The following is a 20,269-nucleotide window of genomic DNA, read 5'->3' as shown; positions in this document are numbered from 1 at the left end:
GTCCGCTCACCAGCGCGTCGTCTCGTTCTTGTTCCCGAGGGCGGCCCACACCTCGGACACCGTCTGGTACCGGGTGCCCTCGGGCAGGCCCTGCAGCGCCGCCACGATGTCGTCCGGCGCCCCGTTCTCCCGGGCGTTGGCCACCAGCGCCTCCCGGTCGCCCGGGAGGGCGGACATCGTGATGAAGCGGCCGAGGCGGCTGCGGGCCTCCACGTCCTCCGAACTCATCCCCTTCGGGGCGCCGGTGCGCAGCTCGCCCGCCGGGGCCGTGGTGGCCTCGGGCTGGTCCTCCCCGGCCGGTTCCGGCACGCGGTGCTCCTCCACCCGGGAGCCGCCGGTGCCCGGCCCCTGGACGAGGCCGTTCACCTCGCTGCTCATCTGCTCGTCGAGCCTGGGTGAGTGCTTGCTGCTGCCACGTTCCATGGCGACAGACATGCCCGAGGGGGCCGCCGGTAAACCGGCGGCGGCCGATGGAGCCGGTCACCGGCCCCCGAACCAGGCGAAGCCGGTCAGGAGTCGGCCGGGGCGCGCGGCGGCAGGACCGGCTCGCTCGGGTCCTCGACGCCGGCCTGCATCACCCGGCCCCGCTGGAGCTCGGCGTTGACCTGGACGCCGAGCATGAGCGCGCAGTTGGACAGGTAGAGCCACACCAGGAAGGCGATGACCGCGCCCAGGCTGCCGTAGGTCACGTCGTACGAGCCGAAGTTGGCCACGTAGAGGCCGAAGCCGAACGAGGCCAGCACCCACGCCAGCAGGGCCAGCGCGCCGCCCGGGGTGAGCCAGCGGAACCGGGGCTGCCGCACGTTCGGGGCGATCCAGAACAGCAGGGACAGCAGGGTCATCGCCACCAGCGCGAGGACCGGCCACTTCGCCACCGTCCACACCTGGCGGGTGAGCCCGCCGGCGTGCAGCCGGTCACCCACGAAGTCGGTGACCGGGCCGCTGACGATCAGCGCCAGGGCCACCACGGCGAACAGCACCAGCGTCACCGCGGCGAGCCCGATCTGCATCGGCCGCAGCCGGTAGAACGGCCGCCCCTCCTCGACGCCGTAGATCGCGTTGGAGGCCCGGGTGAACGCGCCGATGAAGCCGGAGGCCGACCAGAGGGCGCCGAGCAGACCGAAGCTGAGCAGCACCTTCGCCGGGCCCTGCTGCTCCACGACGCCGCGCACCACGCTGACGAACGCGTCGTTGCCGACCACCGAGCCGGCGCCGATCTCCCGGGCCAGGTCGATCACGGTGTCCACGGTGCGCGGCCCGTCCGAGACCAGCCCGACCAGGGCGACCACCACGATGGTGGAGGGGAACAGCGCCAGCACCCCGTAGTAGGTGAGCGCGGCGGCCCAGTCGGCGCAGTTGTCCTTGACGAAGTTGCGCCCGGCGCGGAACAGCACCCCGCGCCAGGTGGCCCAGCTCAACTGGCGCACGCGGCGGGGGATCCGGGCCCGCTGCCGGCCACCGGCCGCCGCATCCGTCGTCGCCGTCATGACCGCCTCCTCCACCGCCGGGCGCACCTCCGGCAGGTGGCCCGGGCGGTACCCGGTGGGCGAACTCGACAAACCGGCGCCGTTTGCCCCGGACGGGCGGGGGAATCGGTAGAGGATCCCACGGAGACGGAGGAGGACGAGATGCCCGGGCGCGAGGTACTGCCCAGCACGCTGAAGCGCTCTCCGGACAAGGCGCAGCGGACCTGGGAGAAGACACACGACTCGGCGGTCGACACGTACGGCGAGGGGGAGCGGGCGCACCGCACCGCCTTCGCCGCGGTCAAGCACGAGTTCGAGAAGGTCGGCGACCACTGGGAGCCGAAGGGGCGCAAGGGCCCGAGCGACCGGCAGGCGGCCGGCGGCGGCCCGGCCCGGCGGGCCCCCACGGCCGGCGGGGTGGACGCCAACGCGAAGAAGGAGCACCTCATGGAGGTCGCCAAGAAGCTCGACGTGCCGGGCCGCTCCCGGATGAGCAAGCCCGAGCTGGTCAAGGCGATCGAGAAGGCGAACAACAACGCCACCCGCAAGGCGCGCGGCGGCCGCTGACCGGCCGTCCACGACGCGGGAGCCCGGGACCGCGCAGGTCCCGGGCTCCCGTCGTGCCGCTCACCAGTGGCCGCCGCCCGGCGCCTCGATGTGCACCGCCTTCACGGTGCTGAACTCGTCGAGCAGCTCCGGGCCGTACCCGAAGCCCTGGCCGCTGCCGCGGCGCGGCTGCGCGGCGCCGCCCGGCGCGCCCCCGAACACCGCGTTGACCTTGACGGTGCCCACCGGCAGCTCCCGCCAGGCCCGGTGGGCGTGGCTCATCGAGCCGGTCAGCACCGTGGCGGCCAGCCCGTACGGTGAGTCGGCCGCGCAGCGCAGCCCCTCGCTGAACGAGTCGACCACGACCACCGGGGCGACCGGCCCGAAGGTTTCGTCACGGACCAGCGCCATCTCGTGCCGGCAGTCGCTGACCACCGTCGCCGGGTAGAACGCCCCCGGCCCGTCCGGCACGCTGCCGCCGGTGCGCAGCCGTGCCCCCTCGGCCACCGCTGCGGTGACCTGCCCGTGCACGTGGTCCCGGTGCCGTCGGTCGACCAGCGGCCCGAGCTGGGTCCCCGGGTCCCGGCCCGGGCCCACGGCGAGCGCCTCGGCCCGCTCCACCAGCGCGTCGACGAAGTCCTCGGCCACGTCCCGGTGCACGTAGATCCGCTCCACCGCGACGCAGATCTGCCCGGCGTTGGCGAAGCAGCCCAGCGCGGCCTGCTCGGCCGCCCAGACCGGATCCACGTCCGCGTCCACCACGAGGGGGTCGCTGCCGCCGTTCTCCAGCAGCACCTTCGCGCCGGTGCGTGCGCCGGCGGCGGCGATCGCCCGGCCGGTGGCGGTGGAACCGACGTGGGCGACGACGTCCACCTCCTGGGCGGCCAGCGCCGCGCCCACCTCGGGGCCGCCGGTGAGCAGCGACAGCACCCCGGCCGGCAGCGCCGAGTCCAGGGCCCGGGCCAGCAGCCAGCCGGTCGCCGGAGTGCGCTCGCTGGGCTTGTGGAGCACCACGTTGCCGGTGACCAGGGCCGCGCCGAGCAGGCCGCAGGAGACCGCCACCGGGTCGTTCCACGGGGTGATCGCGGCGACCACGCCGCGCGGCTCGGGGGCCATGAAGTCCAGCGCGGAGGGGGCGCCGTGCAGGGTCCGGCCGCCGCGCACCGGGCCGAGTTCGGCGTACTGTCGCAGCGTGCCGATGCCCGCCGCCACGCCACCGCGCGCGTCGTCCAGCGGCTTGCCCATCTCCGCCGTGGTGGCCTGCGCCAGCTCGTCGGCGACGGCCTCGACCGCATCCGCCGCACGGTGCAGCGCCGCCGCCCGTTCCGCCGGGGCGGTGGCCGCCCACTCCGCCGCCGCGCCCCGGGCCGCCTCGACGGCCTTGGCCACCTCGTCCGCCGTCGACACCGGCACGGTGGTCACCGGGGAACCGTCGGCCGGATCGTGTACGACCAGCTCGCCCCCCGAACCCCCGGCACCCCAGACTCCACCTATGAGCTGCGCAACCGTGTACATGCGGCGGTGGATGCCCCGACCCGGGCGAGGCAAACGCGTTTCGCCCGGTAACCGGCCGGGTAGGCGGATCGGATGATTTCCACCGCGGACGCCGTCGTCATCGGGGCCGGGCACAACGGTCTGGTGGCCGCGAACCTGCTGGCGGACGCGGGCTGGGACGTGCTGGTGCTGGAGGCGACCCAGGTCCCTGGCGGGGCGGTGCGCTCCGCCGAGGTGACCGCTCCCGGCTACCTCAGCGACCTCTACAGCTCCTTCTATCCCCTCGGCTACGCCTCGCCGGTGCTCGCCGGCCTGGGCCTGGAGCGCCACGGGCTGACCTGGACCCACGCCCCGGACGTGCTGGCCCACCTGCTGCCCGACGGGCGCGCGGCCGTGGTCAACCGGGACCTGGACGCCACCGCCGCATCCCTGGAGACGTTCGCCCCCGGCGACGGCGACCGGTGGCGGCACGCGTACGCCGACTGGTGCCAGGTGGCCGAGCCGATGCTGGACACCATCACGAGTCCGTTCCCGCCCGTGCGCGGCGGGCTGACCCTCCTGCGCCGGCTCCGGATCTCCGGCGCGCTGCGGCTCGCCCGCCGGCTCGTGGTGCCGGTGCGCAAGCTCGGCGAGGAGCTCTTCGCCGGCGAGGGCGGGCCCGCGCTGCTGGCCGGCTGCGCCCTGCACACCGACCTGTCACCGGAGGAGGCCGGGTCCGGCGTGTACGGCTGGCTGCTCGCCATGCTCGGCCAGCAGGTGGGCTGGCCGGTGCCGGTGGGGGGCGCGCAGCGGATCACCGACGCGCTGGTCGCCCGGCTGGTCGAGCGGGGCGGCCGCATCGAGTACGGCGCCCGCGTCGACCGGGTGCTCACCGCGCGGGGCCGGGCCATGGGTGTGCGCACCGTCGGCGGCACCGACTGGCGGGCGCGGCGGGCGGTGGTCGCCGACGTCCCCGCCCCGGCGCTCTACCTGGACCTGGTCGGCCCGGCGGCGCTGCCGCCCCGGCTGGTCGAGGACCTGGCGCACTTCCGGTGGGACGGCTCCACGCTCAAGGTGGACTGGGCGCTCTCGGCGCCGGTGCCGTGGAAGAACCGGGCCGTCGCCGGCGCGGGCACCGTGCACCTGGGCGCCGACCTGGACGGGCTCACCGCCTACGCGGGGGCGCTGGCTCGCGGCGAGGTGCCCCGGGACCCGTTCCTGCTGGTGGGGCAGATGTCGGTGGCCGACCCGAGCCACTCCCCGCCGGGCACCGAGTCGCTGTGGTCGTACACCCACCTGCCGTTCCGCCGGCACTGGCGGGCCGAGGACGTCATCGGGCACGTGGAGCGGATGGAGGAGGTGCTGGAGGAGGCCGCCCCGGGCTTCCGCTCGCTGGTCGTCGGGCGGCACGTGGCCGGTCCGGCCGACCTGGAGGCCGCCGAGCCGAGCCTGGTCGGCGGCGCGCTGGGCGGCGGCACCGCGGCCGCGTACCAGCAGTTGTTCCTGCGGCCGATCCCCGGCCTGGGCCGCGCGGACACCCCGGTGGACCGGCTCTACCTGGCCAGCGCCTCGGCGCATCCCGGCGGTGGGGTGCACGGCGCGCCCGGCGCGAACGCCGCCCGGGCCGCCCTGGCCCGCGACCGCCTGCTCACCGGCGACCTGTACGCGGGCGTGATCGGCGCCGCTCACCGCAGCGTCTACCGCTGACCAGGGCGCATTCTTCGCTTCCCGTCACCGATGGTGACCGACGCCCGCCGGCCAGCATCCCTCCCACACCGCCTTTGCTCTGCAGCCGCATACGCAGCGGTCACGCAGGGTGTCGGCCGGCGGCCGGCGCGGCGGCCGGGGTGTTCCCCGCCGCGCAGGTGGGACGGGTGCTGCGGTCATGGCTGCAGAGCAAAGGCGGTGTGAGATCGCGGTGGCCCGACGACAAAGCCTCACGCTGCGTCACAATGACGCAGCGTGAGGCCAGTGTCCGTGCGAACGGCGAGCGCCGGTCAGGTGTCCAGGTTGCGGTGCCGGGTGCGCAGCTTGAACGGCATCAGCGCGCTCTCGATCTTGGTGGCGGTGGTCATCTTCGAGGCGCCCTCGCGGCGCTCCTCGAAGCGGATCGGCACCTCCAGGATCGTGTGCCCCAGCTTGGTGGCCAGGTAGTGCATCTCCACCTGGAAGCTGTAGCCGTTGGACTGCACCCGCTCCAGGCCGATGGCGCGCAACGCGTCGGCCCGCCAGATCTTGAAGCCGGCGGTCAGGTCGCGGATCCGCACCCGCAGCAGGGTGTGCACGTAGAGGTTGGCCCAGCCGCTGAGCGCACGCCGGTAGAGCGGCCAGTTCTCGTCCAGTTCGCCGCCCGGCACGTAGCGCGAGCCGATGACCACGCCGGCCTGGGTGGAGAGCAGTGCGCCGAGCATGCCGGGCAGCGCCTCCGGCGGGTGCGACAGGTCGGCGTCCATCTGCGCCACGTACTCGGCGCCGTCGTCGAGCGCCCGCCCCATGCCGTCCACGTACGCCCGGCCGAGGCCCTCCTTGCCCGGACGGTGCACCACGAGCACCCGGTCCGGGTGCTCGATGGCCAACTTGTCGGCGACCTCCCCGGTGCCGTCCGGGGAGTTGTCGTCCGCGACGAGCACCTTCAACCCCGGCAGCGGCAGCGCGAGGAGGCGCTCGACCAGCACCGGGAGGTTGCCCGCCTCGTTGTAGGTCGGAACGACGACGGTCAGGCGTGCGTCGCGCCACGGGGAGGGCAACTGCACGGGTTCGATCATCACGGACATCCTCGGTCGGCCGACAGGTTCACCTGAGAGGGTAGCCAGTACCCTCCGCGCGGTCCGCACAGACGCCCGCCCGGAGGATTCCGGAGGGGTCGCCCGCGTGGTCGGTCAGCGTAACCGGCGGGCCAAGCCGCCGGCCGCCGTGAGCAGCCCGCCGATCGCCAGCACGGACACCGCGGGCTTGTGCGTGCTCACCCAGAGTGCGGCCGAGCGCCGACGGGCCGAGTCGGTGAAGACACCCTCGGCGCCCCGGTCCCGCTCGTCGTCGCCCGGCCGGTCCAGGTTGTCACGCCAGGTCGCCGGGTCGATCGGCGCGTCGGTCTGCTGGCTGTCGTAGCCGTCCCGGGCCAGCTTCCGGTCCAGCAGCCCGGGGAAGAGGACGTTGCCCAGCCGGGCCCGCCACGTCGGGCCGCCCACGTTCAGCTCGCGCGGCCCGCGGTCGGCGGCCCAGACGACCGCCCGCGCGGCCACCTCGGGCGCGAAGATCGGCGGCACCGGCACCGGCTGCGGATGCCGGGGCAGCCGGGTGCGTAACCAGGAGAACTGGGGGGTGTTGACGGCCGGGAGCTGCACCATGGACAGCTTCACGCCGGGGCAGTCGTGCAGCAGTTCGGCCCGGAGCGAGTCGTTGAAGCCCTGCACCGCGTGCTTGCTCGCGCAGTACGCCGACTGCAGCGGGATGCCCCGGTAGGCCAGCGCCGAGCCCACCTGCACGATCGCCCCGCGGCCGTGGGCGCGCATGTGGCGCAGCGCGGCCAGCGTGCCGTGTACGGTGCCCAGGTAGTTGACCTCGGTGACCCGGCGGAACTCGGCGGCGGTGATCTCCCAGGCCGGCGCGAACACCGACACCATCGCGTCGTTGATCCAGACGTCCAGCCCGTCGTAGTGGTGCACCACGTCGTCGGCGGCGCCCTGCACCGCGCCCGCGTCGGCGACGTCCACCCGGTAGGTGCGCACGTCGGCGGCGCCCAGCCGGCGGCAGTCCCGCTCGGCGGCGACCAGTCCGGCCGCGCCCCGCGCGAGCAGGGCCAGCCGCGCGCCGCGGGCCGCGTACGCCCGGGCCACCGCGCGCCCCACGCCCGCGCTCGCCCCGGTGACCACCACCCGCTGGGTCACCGGTCCGCCTTCTGCCGGGTGGCGATGTCGGCGAGCCGGCTCAACGTCTCCCTGTTCCGCTGGTGCAGCACCAGGTCGTTGAGCTTGTTCCGGATCCAGCGCAGCGGCCCGGCGGCGAAGTCCTCGCCGAGGGTGACCCGCGTCCGGCCGTCGGGCAGCGGTTCGAGCCGGAACACCACGGTCGCCTCACCGGCCGGCCAGAGCCCGGCCCGCACCACGAACCGGTGCGGGGCGTCGCACTCCAGCACGGTGGAGGTGTCCTGGAGCGAGAACGGCCACGGGCCGGCCTTGTGGTGCAGCTTGCTGCCCACCCGGGGCCAGGTGTCGTCCACGTTCCGGACGTGCACCGTGCCCACCACCCAGTCGCTGTACGTCCACCCGTCGGCGAGCACGTCGAAGACCTGCTGCGGGGGCGCGTCGATCACTTTCTCCACAATCGCCACCGCAACCCCGTACCCCGGCCCGGACCTGTGCTAACGAGCGGCCGGGTTAGCTTCTCGGGGGCGGCGGGTAACGCCGGACCGGGCCGGCGGCAGCGCGGGGCGCGCCGGGCGTGCGGCACCGGCGGAGGCTGCTCCGCCGAAGTTGATGTTTACTCCTCGGGGGGTCGGGAACCCGCCGCCCGTGCGACGGGACCACGAGCGGGATCAGTGCAGGTCAGCCCGGGTTGACCCGGGTGCTGACCGGTTCCCGTCCGGCCTGTACGACGCGGTGCTGCTGGACCGGGACGGCACACTGATCGAGGACGTGCCCTACAACGGCGACCCGGAGAAGGTCCGGCCGGTGCCCGGCGCCCGGGAGGCGCTGGACCGGCTGCGCGCGGCCGGGCTGCGGCTGGCGGTCGTCAGCAACCAGTCCGGCCTGGCCCGGGGCTGCTTCACCCCGGACGACCTGCGCCGGGTCAACGCCCGGGTGGAGGAGCTGCTCGGCCCCTTCGACTGCTGGCAGATCTGCCCGCACGGCGAGCCGGACCGCTGCGCCTGCCGCAAGCCGGCCCCCGGGCTGGTGCACGCCGCCGCCCGGGCGCTCGGCACCGCGCCGGCCCACTGCGTCCTGGTCGGCGACATCGGTGCCGACATGGCCGCCGCCGCGGCGGCCGGGGCCGCCGGCATCATGGTGCCCACCCCGGCCACGCGGGCCGCCGAGGTGGCGGCCGCGCCGGCCGTCGCCGCCGACCTGCCGGACGCCGTGAGCACCATCCTCAGCCGCATGCGGCTGGTGGCCGCGCCGGAGCCGGCGCCCCGCCGGGGCACCGTGCTGGTGGCGCGCAGCGACGCGGCCGGCGACGTGCTGGTCACCGGCCCTGGGATCCGCGCGGTGGCGGCCGGGGCGGAACGGGTGGTGCTGCTCTGCGGGCCACGCGGCCGGGCGGCGGCGGAGCTGCTGCCCGGCGTCGACGAGATCATCGAGTGCCCGTTGCCCTGGATCGACGCCCCGGCCCCGCCGGTCGACCCGGCCGGGCTGCGCGCCCTGGTCGACCGGCTCGCGGCGGTCGGCGCGGAGGAGGCCGTCGTCTTCACCTCCTTCCACCAGTCGGCGCTGCCCCTGGCGCTCCTGCTCCGGATGGCCGGGGTGCCGCGGATCAGCGCGATCAGCGACGACTACCCGGGCGCCCTGCTCGACGTGCGACACCGGGTGCCCGTCGGGGTGCCCGAGCCGGAGCGGGCCCTGTCGCTGGCCGCGGCGGCCGGCTTCGCGCTGCCCGACGGCGACGAGCCGGGGCTGCGGCTGCGCCCCGACCGGCTGCCGCCCGCGCCGGCCGCCGGTGAGCCGGGCTACGTGGTGCTGCACCCGGGCTCCTCCGTGGAGACCCGGGCCTGCCCCTTCGAGCTGGCCACCCGGATCGTCCGGGTGCTCAGCGCCGCCGGCTACCGGGTGGTCGTCACCGGCGGGCCCGACGAGCGGGAGTTGACCGCGCAGGTGGCCGCCGCCGGCGGTCTCGACCTGGGCGGGCGCACCGGCCTCGGCGAACTGGCCGCGGTGATCGCCCGGGCCGGCGCGCTGGTGGTCGGCAACACCGGGCCGGCGCACCTGGCGGCGGCGCTCGGCGTGCCCGTGGTCAGCCTCTTCGCCCCGACCGTCCCGTTCGGGCAGTGGGGGCCCTACCGGGTGCCCACCGTGCGGCTCGGCGACGCCGGGGCGGCCTGCCGGGACACCCGGGCCACTCGCTGCCCGGTCCCCGGCCACCCCTGCCTCTCGGCCGTCGAGCCGGGCCGGGTGCTGGAGGCGCTGCGGCTGCTCGGGGTGCCCGCCGACGCGCCGGAGCCGCTGATCACCGTCCCCGGCGGGGTGGTCGGATGAACGTCCTGGTCTGGCACGTGCACGGCTCCTGGACCACGTCGTTCGTGCACGGCAAACACCGCTACCTGGTGCCGGTCACCCCGGACCGCGGCGCGTACGGGCTGGGCCGGGCGCGGACCTACCCGTGGCCGGACAGCGCCGTCGAGGTGACCCCGGCGGAGCTGCGCCGCGCCGACGTGGACGTGGTGCTGCTCCAGCGGCCCGAGGAGTTCGACCTGGCCTGCGAGTGGCTGGGCCGGCGGGTCGGCCGGGACGTGCCGGCGATCTACGTGGAGCACAACACGCCGAAGGGCGACGTGCCGAACAGCCGGCACCCGATGGCCGACCGGGACGACCTGCTGCTCACCCACGTCACCCACTTCAACGAGCTGTTCTGGGACAACGGCGGCACCCGGACGGCGGTGGTCGAGCACGGGGTGGTCGCCCCGGCCGTCGAGTGGACCGGGGAGCTGGAGCGCCTCGCCGTGGTCATCAACGAGCCGGTGCGCCGCTGGCGGGTCACCGGCACCGACCTGCTGGCCCGGTTCGCCGAACTCGCCCCGCTGGACGTCTACGGCATGAGGGTGGCCGGGCTGGCCGAGCACCTGGGCCTGCCACCGGACCGGCTGACCAGCCACGACGACGTGCCCCAGCACGCCATGCACGCCGAGCTGGCGAAGCGGCGGGCGTACCTGCACCTGTGCCGGTGGACCTCGCTCGGGCTGAGCCTCGTCGAGGCCATGACCATGGGCATGCCGGTGGTCGCGCTGGCCACCACCGAGGCCGTGGAGGCGGTCCCGCCGTCCGCCGGCGCCCTCTCCACCCGGGTCGACGTGCTGGTCGACGCGGCCCGGGGGCTGCTGGACGATCCTGCGGCGGCCCGCCGGGCGGGCGTCGCGGCCCGGACCGCCGCCCGCGACCGCTACGGCCTGGAGCGTTTCCTCGCCGACTGGGACCGGCTGCTGGAGGAGGAAGTATGCGCATCGCGATGATCTCGGAACACGCCAGCCCGCTCGCCGTCCTCGGCGGGGAGGACGCCGGCGGCCAGAACACGCATGTCGCGGAGCTCTCCGCCGCGCTCGTGGCCGCCGGTCACGACGTCCGGGTGTACACCCGGCTCGACGCGGTGGACCTGCCGGTGACGGTCCGCGCCCCGGACGGGTACGAGGTGGTGCACGTGCCCGCCGGGCCGGCCGAGCCGGTGGCGAAGGACGACCTGCTGCCGTACATGCCGGCGTTCGGGGAGTGGCTGGCCGAGCGGTGGCGCAGCGGCGACTGGCAGCCCGAGGTGGTGCACGCGCACTTCTGGATGAGCGGCCTGGCCGGCCTGGCCGCCGCGCGGCGCACCGGGGTGCCGGTGGTCCAGACGTACCACGCGCTCGGCACGGTCAAGCGGCGGCACCAGGGCGCGCAGGACACCAGCCCACCGGGCCGGATCGCGCACGAGCGCCGGCTGGGTCGCGCGGTCGACCGCGTGGTCGCCCAGTGCCAGGACGAGGTCGCCGAGCTGGTCCGCATGGGGGTGCCCCGGTCCCGGATGACCGTCGTGCCGTCCGGGGTGAACCTGTCCACCTTCGCGCCGCTCGGGCCGGTCGCCGACCGGGACGGGACCCGGCCCCGGATCCTCACCGTCGGGCGGCTGGTCGAACGCAAGGGCTTCCAGGACGTCATCCGGGCCGCCGCGCTGGTGCCGGACGCCGAGTGCGTGGTGGTCGGCGGCCCGCCGGCCGGGCTGCTGGAGACCGACCCGTACGCGCTGCGGCTGCGGGCGCTCGCCGCGTCCCGGGGAATCGCCGACCGGGTGAAGCTCATCGGGGCGGTGCCCCGGGAGGAGATGGGGCGCTGGTACCGGTCGGCGGACGTGCTGGTGGCCGCCCCCTGGTACGAGCCGTTCGGGCTCACCCCGCTGGAGGCGATGGCGTGCGGGGTACCGGTGATCGGCACCGCCGTCGGCGGGCTGATCGACACGGTGGTGCCCGGCCGGACCGGTGACCTGGTGCCCGCCCGCGACCCGGCGGCCCTCGGCGCGGCGATCCGCGGGCTGCTCGGCGATCGGATCCGCCGGTTCGCCTACGCCACCGCGGCCCTGGAACGGGCCCGCACCCGCTACTCCTGGTCCACCACGGCCGATCGCCTCGGCGAGCTGTACGCCGAGGTGGCCACCGTGCGCCGGCCCACCCGAGTGGTCGCCTGATGGCGGCGCCCACTCCGGCCGTCGGGGGGACGGTCCTGGAGGACCACCTGACCCGGCTGGCCGCCGCGCTGCTGCCGCTGCGCGACGCGGAGCTGCTGCTGGCCCGCTGGGGCGGGGATCTGGCGCACCGGCTGGCCACCGGCGGGCGGCTGCTGGTGGCCGGCAACGGCGGCAGCGCCGCCGAGGCCCAACACCTCACCGCCGAACTCGTCGGCAAACTCCGCGACGACCGCGAACCGCTGTCCGCCATCGCCCTGCACGCCGAAACCTCCGCCCTCACCGCCATCGGCAACGACTACGGCTACGACGAGATCTTCGCCCGCCAGGTCCGCGCCCACGGCCGACCCGACGACATCCTCCTGCTCCTGTCCACCAGCGGCACCAGCACCAACCTGCTCACCGCCGCCCGCGCCGCACACGACACCGGCCTGCGCTGCTGGGCCTTCACCGGCCCCGCCCCCAACCCGCTCGCCGGCGAGTGCCACGAGACGCTCGCCATCGACTCGCCGGACAGCCAGGTCGTGCAGGAGCTGCACCTGGTCGCCACCCACGTCCTCTGCGAGTACGTCGACCGGGCGCTGCCGGCGGCGCTCGCCGCCCGCGGGGCGGAGACGACGCCGGCCGACACGGTGCGCGCCGGCGTCGAGGTGGTGCTCGGCGACAGCCCGGACGGGGAGGTGCAGGCCCGATGAGGAGGTCGAGCATGACGGGACCCGTGGTGGTGCTCGGTGACACCCTGCTGGACCGGGACGTGGAGGGGGTGGTGAACCGGCTCTGCCCGGACTCCCCGGTGCCGGTGCTCGAGGAGACCACGCACGTCGACCGCCCCGGCGGCGCCGGCCTCGCCGCCGTCTTCGCCGCCGCGCAGGGCGCCGAGGTCGCGCTGGTCACCGCGGTCGCCGACGACGCGGGCGGGGCGCGGCTGGGCACCCTGCTCGCCGCGGCCGGCGTGCAGTTGTACGCGCTGCCGCTGGCCGGGGCCACCCCGGAGAAGATCCGGCTGCGGGCGCGCGGCCGGGTGCTGCTGCGCCACGACCGGGGCGGGCCGGCCGGCGAGCCGGGCGAGCCGAGCGAGGCCGTGCTGCGCCTGCTCGCCACCGCCTCCGCCGTGCTGGTCAGCGACTACGGCCGGGGAGTCGCCCGGCACCCCGCCCTGCGTGCCGCGCTCGCCGCGACCCGGGCGCCGGTGGTCTGGGACCCGCACCCGCGCGGCCCGGCCGCGGTGCCCGGCGTCAGCCTGGCCACGCCGAACGAGTCCGAGGCACGCGAGCTGGCCAAGGCGCCGCCGGGCGCGTCCCGGCTGGTCACCGCGTCCCGGGGCGCGCAGGCGCTGCGCCGGCGCTGGCAGGCCGCCGCGGTGGCGGTGACCCTGGGCGGGGACGGCGCGTTGCTCTGCCACGCCGGCTCCACCCCGCTGGTGGTGCCCGCCCCGGCCGCCGAGGGGGACACCTGCGGCGCGGGCGACCGGTTCGCCGCGGCGGCCACCCTGGCCCTGGCCGGGGGCGCGCTGGTCTCCGAGGCGGTGCAGGAGGCGGTGGCCGAGGCGTCCGCGTACGTGGCCGGCGGGGGAGTGGCCACCGCGCTGCCCGCCCCGGTGCGGGCCGCCGCCCCGGCGGTGGTCGTGGGGGGCGGGGACCGGATCGGCGCCGCCGCGGCCGGCGAGGTGGTGTCCCGGGTACGCGCGGCCGGCGGCACGGTGGTGGCCACCGGCGGCTGTTTCGACCTGCTGCACGCCGGGCACGTGGCGACCCTCCAGGCGGCCCGGCAGCTCGGCGACTGCCTCGTGGTCTGCCTCAACTCGGACGCCAGTGTGGCCGGGCTGAAGGGGCCGGAGCGGCCGGTCGTCCCGCAGGGTGACCGGGGCCGGCTGCTCGCCGCGCTGGGCTGCGTCGACGCCGTGCTGATCTTCGACGAGCCCACCCCGCGCGCGACGCTGTCCTGGCTGCGCCCGGACATCTGGGTGAAGGGCGGCGACTACGCCAGCGGCGGCGGCGCGGAGACCCTCCCCGAGGCGGAGATCCTCGCCCGCTGGGGCGGGCACACGGTGGTCGTGCCGTACCTCGACGGGCGGTCCACCACCGACATGATCGCGGCGGCCCGGGCCGGGCGCGGCACGGCGGGCTGGCCCGCGGGGGCCGTCCCGGCGGTCGTCAGATCCACGGCGGAGGGAGCGGCATGAGCAGCAGTCCACCCGGGGCGGGCCCCACCGTCCTGGTCACCGGCGGGTCGAGCGGGCTCGGCGCGGCGGTGGTCGCCGCGGTGGCCCGGGCGGGCGGCCGTCCCCTGGTGCTGGACCGGCAGCGGCCCGCCGACGGGGTGCCCTGGGTCGAGTGCGACCTGGCCGACACCCGGGCCGCCGAGGCCGCCACCCGGGACCTCGCGGAACGTTCCGGCGGGCTGGACGCGGTGGTGACCGCGGCCGGCATGGACGTGCCGGGGAAGCTCATCGACGTGCCGGCGGAGACCTGGGAGCGGATCGTCACGGTGGACCTGCTCGCCACCGCCGCGGTCATCCGGGCCGCGCTGCCCTACCTGGAGGCGTCGCGGGGCACCATCGTCACGGTCGCCTCCACGCTCGGGGTGAAGGCGGTCAGCGACGCGACCGCGTACTGCGCGGCGAAGTTCGGGGTGGTCGGCTTCACCCGGGCGCTCGCCGCCGAGCTGGCCGGCGCGGTCGGGGTCACGCTGCTCATCCCGGGCGGCATGCGCACCGCCTTCTTCGACGAGCGGGACGCCCAGTACCGCCCGGGGCCGGACGCGGTCCTCAACGAGCCGGCCGACACCGCCGCCGCGGTGATGTTCGCCCTCGCCCAGCCGGCCGGCTGCGCCGTACGCGAGATGGTGGTCTGCGCGCAGCAGGAGTCGTCGTACCCGTGATCCTCGTGCTGCGGGCGCTCGGGGTCGGCGACCTGGCCACCGCCGTCCCGGCGCTGCGCGGCCTGCGGGCCGGCTTCCCGGGGCGGGAGCTGGTGCTGGCCGCGCCGGCCTGGCTGGCGCCACTGGCCGAGCTGACCGGGGCGGTCGACCGGGTGCTGCCGACCGCCGGGCTGGCCGACCGGCCGGCATGGCCCGGCCCGCCGCCCGAGGTGGCGGTGAACCTGCACGGGCGGGGTCCGGCCTCGCACCGGATGCTCGCCGCGGCCCGGCCGGGCCGGCTGCTCGCCCACCGCAACACCGAGGCCGGGCACCTGGCCGGGCCGGCCTGGGACGACGAGGAGCACGAGGTGCGGCGCTGGTGCCGGCTGCTGCACTGGTACGGCCTCCCGGCCGACCCCGGCGACCTGGCGCTGCGCCGCCCGGCCGCCGCAGCGGACCCGGCCGGCGTCACCGTGCTGCACCCCGGCAGCAAGGTTCCCGCGAAGCGCTGGCCGGCCGGCCGCTTCGCCACCCTGGCCCGGATCCTCACCGCCCGGGGACACCGGGTGGTGCTCACCGGCTCGACCGACGAGCGGGACCTGGCCGCCCGGGTGGCCCGGGACGCGGGGCTGACCCCGGACGCGGTGCTCGCCGGCCGGACCGGGCTGGCCGAGCTGGCCGCGCTGGTGGCCGACGCCCGGCTGGTGGTCAGCGGGGACACCGGCGTCGCGCACCTGGCCACCGGCTACGGCACCGCCTCGGTGGTGCTCTTCGGGCCGGTGCCGCCGGCACACTGGGGCCCCCCGCCCGACCGGCCCCGGCACCGGGTGCTCGGGTGCACGCCCCACGACGGGATCGACCGGGATTGGGCCGCGTCCGGTGGGGTAGGAACCCACCCGACGTTGGCGGCCATCGGGGTCGACGAGGTGGTGGCCGCCGTGGACGAGGCGGAACGGGCGGTGCGGGTCTCCCGTGCGATTGCGGCGTAGTGATCCGGGCAGGCCGGGGTACGGACGCCGGCGGCGCGGCAAGGGCTGGCTCTTCGTCGACGCGAAGGGCGAGGCGGTGCGCGACCCCGACGAGCTGGCCCGGCTGCGCGAGCTGGTCATCCCGCCGGCCTGGCGGGACGTGTGGATCTCGCCGCACGCGAACGGGCACATCCAGGCCACCGGGATCGACGCGGCCGGGCGCAAGCAGTACCTCTACCACCCGAAGTGGCGGGAGAAGCGGGACGAGGCCAAGTTCGACCACGTGCTGCAGGTGGCCCACCGGCTGCCCGGGCTGCGCGACCGGGTCGAGCACGACCTGGCGCTGCGCGGGCTGCGGCGGGAGCGGATCCTGGCCACCGTCGCCCGGCTGCTCGACATGGGCATGTTCCGGGTCGGCAGCGACCAGTACGCCACCGGCGAGGACGCCACCTTCGGCGTCTCCACCCTGCGTCCCGAGCACGCCCGCTCGCGCGGCGGCTGCGTGGTCTTCGAGTTCCCGGCGAAGGGCGGCATCGAGCAGGTCCGCCGGATCGAGGACCCGGAGCTGTGCCGGGTGCTGACCAACCTGCGCCGGCGGCGGCGGGCCGAGGAGCGGCTGTTCGGCTACTGGGACGGCCAGACCTGGCGGGACGTGCGCAGCGACGAGGTCAACGACTACCTGCGCGAGGCCAGCGGCGGGGAGATGACCGCCAAGGACTTCCGCACCTGGCACGCCACCGTGCTGGCCGCCACCGAGCTGGCCACGGTCGGCCCGCAGGGCTCCACGACGGCCCGCCGGCGGGCGGTGGCGACGGTGATGCGCTCGGTCGCCGAGCTGCTCGGCAACACCCCCACCGTGGCCCGGACGTCCTACGTGGATCCGCGGGTGGTCGACCTCTACCACGACGGCGTGCTGGCACCGGTGCAGCCGGACATGCCGCGCGAGGCCGTGGAGAAGGCCGTCCTGGTGCTGCTGGAGGAGGAGGCGGGCTGACCGGCCCCGCCGTCGGTCCTGGGGGGAATCACGGCAGGGCCGGAAACCGGTGTGGCCCCTCGAAGGGCCACCGGGCGGCCGCCCGCGACGGAACCGCCGCGGGCGCCTCGCCGCGGCCCCCCGATACCAGTGGGCCGCGCCGGTCGCCCGGCCGGCCCGCACTCAGTATGTCCCGCCGGAGTTGACTCCGGACGCCGCCGTGTTGACGATCCGTGCCGGTTCCCGATGGCGCGCCCGGTACGCCTGCGGCGTCTCCGTGTACGCGGCCCGGAACGCCCGGCTGAAGTGGGCCTTGTCCCGGAAGCCCCAGCGGCCGGCGACGAGCTGGATCGGCAGGTCGCCCAGTGCCGGGTCGGCGAGGTCCCGCCGGCACCGCGCCAGGCGCTCGTCCCGGATGTACGCGGCGACCGTGGTCTCCTCGGCCTCGAACAGCCGGTGCAGCGACCGGACCGAGATGTGGTGCGCGTCGGCGATCGACTGCGGGCTCAACGTGGCGTCGCCGAGGTACTGGCGGACGTGCGAGCGCACCTGGGCCAGCAGGGCCCGCCGCCGCACCTCGGTGGGCACCGCGTCCTCGGAGACCAGGTGCCGGCCCAGCAGGGTGGACACCAGGTCCAGCCCCACACTGCCCAGCCGCTCCGCGTCCGCCGCGTGGTACTGCTCGGGATGGCTGGTGAGCCGGATGAGGTAGTCGGCCAGCAGCGCCCCGATCCCGTCGGTGCCGGACATCCGCCCGGCGAACAGCGGGGCGAGCCGGCGATTCGCCAGCGGCAGCGCCTCGTACGGGATGAAGGCCACGATCGATCGGAGGGGCTGGTCCCCGTCCTCGCCGCGGTGGCTCAGCTCCTGCGGGCGGGCGCAGTCGTAGAAGGTGAAGTCGCCGGGGCGGCAGACCCCGCGCTGCCCGTCCTGGCCCGCGATGCCGGTGCCGGCGAGGGTCAGCGCGAGCACGTAGTAGTCCGCGTCGGAGCGCTGGATCAGCTTCCGGGTCCGGATCCCGTCCAGCGAGGGGTAGCGGTGGCGGACGAGCTGCATGGGACCCAGGTCGAGGAACTCCGAGCGGGCCACGAAGTTCTCGGCGTGCTCGGTGCGTACCCGCATGAGCCCGGGCGTGCTGGCGAGCATGTCCAGCCACAGCCCGAAGCGGTCGGCGGCGGGCACCTGCTCCGTGTCGAAGACCTGCCGCTTCAGTTCCGTGTCCATCCCGACCCCCGTCGATTCGTGACCCTTCACCAGCAGGACGCCCCACGAGGCCGGGAATTGGCACTCGTGGGGCGTGACATATCCGCCATTGACGGACGTGAAATCTTCTGTTAACAGTCCGGTCAGTCGTTGAGCACGTGCGCGAGCCGGTCGCGGAAGCGCCGCTCCGAGTCGCTCACCACGTCGCCGCCGAGGCCCAGGATGCCACCCGTGGCCGCGGCCCCCACCACCTGCTCGGCGATCTCCACGAGCCAGTGCCGGTAGGCGCCCGCCTGACCCTCGTCGATCCTGCCGGACAGCAGCGCCGACGCCTGCCGGGCCCGGCCGAGCACGTCCTCGATCATCGCCTGCGGATCGTCGGGGCTGAGGACCGGCAGCTCCGCGCCGGCCTCCGGGTCGCCCACCCGGGAGACGACCTCCCCGGCGACGGCGGCCACCAGCGGGCTGGCCGACTCGCGGCCCGCGGCGATCGTCTCCAGCCCGGCGGCGTTCTCGGCCATGGTGCGCCGCGTGCCGTCGGACTCGGCCGCGGCCGCCGCCGCGAGGACCGACTGCGGCAGCCCCACCAGCAGCCCCCACTCCTCGTCGGAGAAACCGAACCCGGTGTACGCCGGCTGCTCGATCACGATCAAGCCCCTTTCGCCGTGTCGTCGTTGTCGACGGGCGCCGCCACCGCGGCGCCCGGGTCAGGCTAGTCCAGCTCCAGCAGGCCCTGTTCGGACACCACGCGGACGGACAGCGTCTTGTAGCCCACCTCGTCGAAGAGCACCGTCATCCGGTCCTCCTCGTAGCTGAGCACCAGGCCGGCGCCCCACTCGGGGTGGCGCACCTGGCTGTGCACGGGGAACGGCCCCACAGCGCCGTCGGAAGGGACGCTGGTGCCGGCGTGGCAGTTGTCGCAGTGACCGCAGACCTCGCTCATCTGCTCACCGAAGTACGCCAGCAGCGCCTGCCCCCGGCAGCCGGTGGTCTCCGCGAACGCGCGCATCATGTCGGTCCGGGACCGGGTCACGGTCTGCTGCCGCTCCGCCTCGGCGAGCGCGGCCCGGCCGGACTCGGCGGCCGCCGGGGCGTACCGGGGGGCGGCGATCCGCTGCCGGGCCCGGGGTTCCGCGGCGCCCACCTGCTCCAGCAGGGAGAGATACTGGCCGAGCTTGCGCGGCCCGAGGCCGGTCAGCTCGCGCAGCTCCTTCTTGGTCCGGGCCTGCTTGCGCAGCAGGGCGGCGAGTTCCGCCAGCTCGTTCTCGTCGGGCAGGCCGCCGCTGAAGTAGCGCTGGAGACCGACGTCCTCGGCGCGCCACAGCAGCAGCACCCGGGCGGGCGCGCCGTCCCGGCCGGCCCGGCCGATCTCCTGGAAGTAGCTGTCCGGCGAGTCGGGCAGCGCCATGTGCACCACCCAGGCGATGTTCGGCTTGTCGATGCCCATGCCGAACGCCGAGGTGGCCACCATGATCGGCACCTGGTCGGCGAGGAACGCCTCGTGCAGCTCATTGCGCGCGCCGGTCGGCATCCCGCCGTGGTAGAACTGCGCCGGGAAGCCGGCGTCGGTGAGGCGCTGGGCCAGTTCCTCGGCCGCCCGCCGGGTCGGCACGTAGATGATGCCGGGCCGCTCGTCGTCGCGGAGCACCGCGAGCAGCCGCCGCCACCGGTAGTCGTCGGTGGGGCAGTGCGCCACCTCCAGGAAGAGGTTGGGCCGGTCCAGCCCGGACACCACCACCTCGGGGTCGCGCAGCCGCAGCCGGGCCACGATGTCGTCGCGGACCGGCGGGGAGGCGGTGGCGGTCAGCGCCACCACCGGTGGCCGGCCGATGCCCTCGATCAGGTGGCCGAGCGCCAGGTAGTCCGGGCGGAAGTCGTGCCCCCAGGCGGAAATGCAGTGCGCCTCGTCGATCGCCACCAGCGCCGGCTTGAGCGCGCGGACCTCGGCGAGCCGCTCCGGGTTGCTCAGCGCCTCCGGGGTGATGAACAGGAACTCCGCCCGGCCCGCCCGGATCTCCTCGATGGCCTCGGCCTGCTGGGCCGCGGTCTCGTCGGAGCTGATCCGGACCGCCCGCAGCTCGGGCCGCTGCCGCTCGTTGAGCGCGGCGATCTGGTCCTGCTGGAGGGCGAGCAGCGGGGAGATGACCACCGTGGGGCCGGGGATCAGGCTGGCCGGGATCTGGTAGATCGCCGACTTGCCGGCGCCGGTGGGCAGCACCACCAGGGCGTCACGGCGCTTCATGACCGCCCGCATGGCGGCCAGCTGGTTGGGCCGGAGGGCGGTCCAGCCGAAGAGGCTCTTGGCCGCGCGGCGCAGGGTCGTGGAGTGCGTGGTCAGTCTCATCAGTGGCCGCAGGTACCCCTGGCGATCACCGCCGAAACCGGGCGGGGCGGACCGTTACATCCGCACCCCGGGGCGGCGA

19 protein-coding genes are annotated in these 20,269 nt (G+C 75.7%); 10 read left to right on the top strand and 9 right to left on the bottom strand.

Going from position 1 to position 20,269, the window contains the following annotated elements; translation table 11 throughout:
• Positions 1-6 precede the first annotated feature (6 nt).
• Positions 7-423 carry a DUF2795 domain-containing protein gene (locus tag ABZS80_RS16070; protein ID WP_355056438.1) on the bottom strand — a complete coding sequence of 139 codons (417 nt, stop codon included), beginning with the start codon at positions 421-423 and terminating at the stop codon, positions 7-9.
• 86 nt (positions 424-509) lie between these two features.
• Positions 510-1,487 carry a YihY/virulence factor BrkB family protein gene (locus ABZS80_RS16065; protein ID WP_151462121.1) on the bottom strand — a complete coding sequence of 326 codons (978 nt, stop codon included), beginning with the start codon at positions 1,485-1,487 and terminating at the stop codon, positions 510-512.
• Between the two features lie 141 nt (positions 1,488-1,628).
• Between ABZS80_RS16065 and ABZS80_RS16060 the strand changes: the two genes are divergently transcribed.
• Positions 1,629-2,033: a ChaB family protein gene (locus ABZS80_RS16060; RefSeq protein WP_355056436.1), complete on the top strand. Its 405-nt coding sequence runs from the start codon at positions 1,629-1,631 to the stop codon at positions 2,031-2,033.
• 60 nt (positions 2,034-2,093) lie between these two features.
• Here ABZS80_RS16060 and ABZS80_RS16055 read toward each other — a convergent pair whose 3' ends face one another.
• Positions 2,094-3,527 (bottom strand): aldehyde dehydrogenase family protein, encoded by a 1,434-nt coding sequence (locus ABZS80_RS16055; protein WP_355056434.1) that lies wholly within the window; start codon positions 3,525-3,527, stop codon positions 2,094-2,096.
• 72 nt (positions 3,528-3,599) lie between these two features.
• On the opposite strand from ABZS80_RS16055, the gene ABZS80_RS16050 reads away from it, so the two are divergent.
• Positions 3,600-5,192: an NAD(P)/FAD-dependent oxidoreductase gene (locus ABZS80_RS16050; RefSeq protein WP_355056432.1), complete on the top strand. Its 1,593-nt coding sequence runs from the start codon at positions 3,600-3,602 to the stop codon at positions 5,190-5,192.
• 290 nt (positions 5,193-5,482) lie between these two features.
• Here the strand turns inward: ABZS80_RS16050 and ABZS80_RS16045 are convergent, their stop codons facing one another.
• From ABZS80_RS16045 to ABZS80_RS16035, 3 genes are all read right to left on the bottom strand, one after another.
• Complete coding sequence (locus ABZS80_RS16045; protein ID WP_151462125.1) at positions 5,483-6,250, bottom strand: polyprenol monophosphomannose synthase; 768 nt, start codon at positions 6,248-6,250, stop codon at positions 5,483-5,485.
• Positions 6,251-6,364: 114 nt separating this feature from the next.
• The gene (locus ABZS80_RS16040) at positions 6,365-7,372 is read right to left on the bottom strand and encodes an SDR family oxidoreductase (RefSeq protein WP_355056430.1); all 1,008 of its coding nucleotides are present in this window, start codon (positions 7,370-7,372) and stop codon (positions 6,365-6,367) included.
• A complete protein-coding gene (locus ABZS80_RS16035; protein WP_355056428.1) occupies positions 7,369-7,806 on the bottom strand; it encodes an SRPBCC family protein in 438 nt (145 codons plus the stop codon). Before ABZS80_RS16035 ends, ABZS80_RS16040 begins: the two co-directional genes overlap by 4 nt.
• Positions 7,807-8,071: 265 nt before the next feature.
• Between ABZS80_RS16035 and ABZS80_RS16030 the strand changes: the two genes are divergently transcribed.
• From ABZS80_RS16030 to ABZS80_RS15995, 8 genes are read left to right on the top strand one after another with little or no spacing between them, the layout of a single operon-like run.
• Positions 8,072-9,673 carry an HAD-IIIA family hydrolase gene (locus tag ABZS80_RS16030; protein ID WP_355056709.1) on the top strand — a complete coding sequence of 534 codons (1,602 nt, stop codon included), beginning with the start codon at positions 8,072-8,074 and terminating at the stop codon, positions 9,671-9,673.
• Positions 9,670-10,644: a glycosyltransferase gene (locus tag ABZS80_RS16025; RefSeq protein ID WP_355056426.1), complete on the top strand. Its 975-nt coding sequence runs from the start codon at positions 9,670-9,672 to the stop codon at positions 10,642-10,644. Before ABZS80_RS16030 ends, ABZS80_RS16025 begins: the two co-directional genes overlap by 4 nt.
• Complete coding sequence (locus ABZS80_RS16020; RefSeq protein ID WP_355056424.1) at positions 10,629-11,846, top strand: glycosyltransferase; 1,218 nt, start codon at positions 10,629-10,631, stop codon at positions 11,844-11,846. Before ABZS80_RS16025 ends, ABZS80_RS16020 begins: the two co-directional genes overlap by 16 nt.
• Positions 11,846-12,538 carry an SIS domain-containing protein gene (locus tag ABZS80_RS16015; RefSeq protein ID WP_355056422.1) on the top strand — a complete coding sequence of 231 codons (693 nt, stop codon included), beginning with the start codon at positions 11,846-11,848 and terminating at the stop codon, positions 12,536-12,538. Before ABZS80_RS16020 ends, ABZS80_RS16015 begins: the two co-directional genes overlap by 1 nt.
• A gap of 11 nt (positions 12,539-12,549) precedes the next feature.
• Positions 12,550-14,025, top strand: a complete 1,476-nt coding sequence (locus tag ABZS80_RS16010; protein WP_355056420.1) for a PfkB family carbohydrate kinase — start codon at positions 12,550-12,552, stop codon at positions 14,023-14,025.
• Positions 14,022-14,723 carry an SDR family oxidoreductase gene (locus ABZS80_RS16005; RefSeq protein WP_355056418.1) on the top strand — a complete coding sequence of 234 codons (702 nt, stop codon included), beginning with the start codon at positions 14,022-14,024 and terminating at the stop codon, positions 14,721-14,723. The genes ABZS80_RS16010 and ABZS80_RS16005 overlap by 4 nt, the downstream gene beginning before the upstream one ends.
• On the top strand, positions 14,720-15,691 hold the full coding sequence (locus ABZS80_RS16000; RefSeq protein WP_355056417.1) for a glycosyltransferase family 9 protein: 972 nt from the start codon (positions 14,720-14,722) through the stop codon (positions 15,689-15,691). The genes ABZS80_RS16005 and ABZS80_RS16000 overlap by 4 nt, the downstream gene beginning before the upstream one ends.
• Positions 15,675-16,664 (top strand): DNA topoisomerase IB, encoded by a 990-nt coding sequence (locus tag ABZS80_RS15995; RefSeq protein ID WP_355056415.1) that lies wholly within the window; start codon positions 15,675-15,677, stop codon positions 16,662-16,664. Before ABZS80_RS16000 ends, ABZS80_RS15995 begins: the two co-directional genes overlap by 17 nt.
• 162 nt (positions 16,665-16,826) lie before the next feature.
• Here ABZS80_RS15995 and ABZS80_RS15990 read toward each other — a convergent pair whose 3' ends face one another.
• The 3 genes from ABZS80_RS15990 to ABZS80_RS15980 form a co-directional block, all read right to left on the bottom strand.
• Positions 16,827-17,867, bottom strand: coding sequence for a helix-turn-helix domain-containing protein (locus ABZS80_RS15990; RefSeq protein WP_355056413.1), 1,041 nt, complete (start codon positions 17,865-17,867; stop codon positions 16,827-16,829).
• A 122-nt stretch (positions 17,868-17,989) separates the two neighbouring features.
• Positions 17,990-18,493: a hypothetical protein gene (locus ABZS80_RS15985; protein WP_355056411.1), complete on the bottom strand. Its 504-nt coding sequence runs from the start codon at positions 18,491-18,493 to the stop codon at positions 17,990-17,992.
• Positions 18,494-18,558: 65 nt separating this feature from the next.
• Complete coding sequence (locus ABZS80_RS15980; protein ID WP_355056409.1) at positions 18,559-20,190, bottom strand: RecQ family ATP-dependent DNA helicase; 1,632 nt, start codon at positions 20,188-20,190, stop codon at positions 18,559-18,561.
• Positions 20,191-20,269: the final 79 nt, after the last annotated feature.

Source organism: Micromonospora sp. NPDC005305 (assembly GCF_040607315.1).
Classification (GTDB): domain Bacteria; phylum Actinomycetota; class Actinomycetes; order Mycobacteriales; family Micromonosporaceae; genus Micromonospora.
This window is presented reverse-complemented; position numbering and strand designations above follow the sequence as displayed.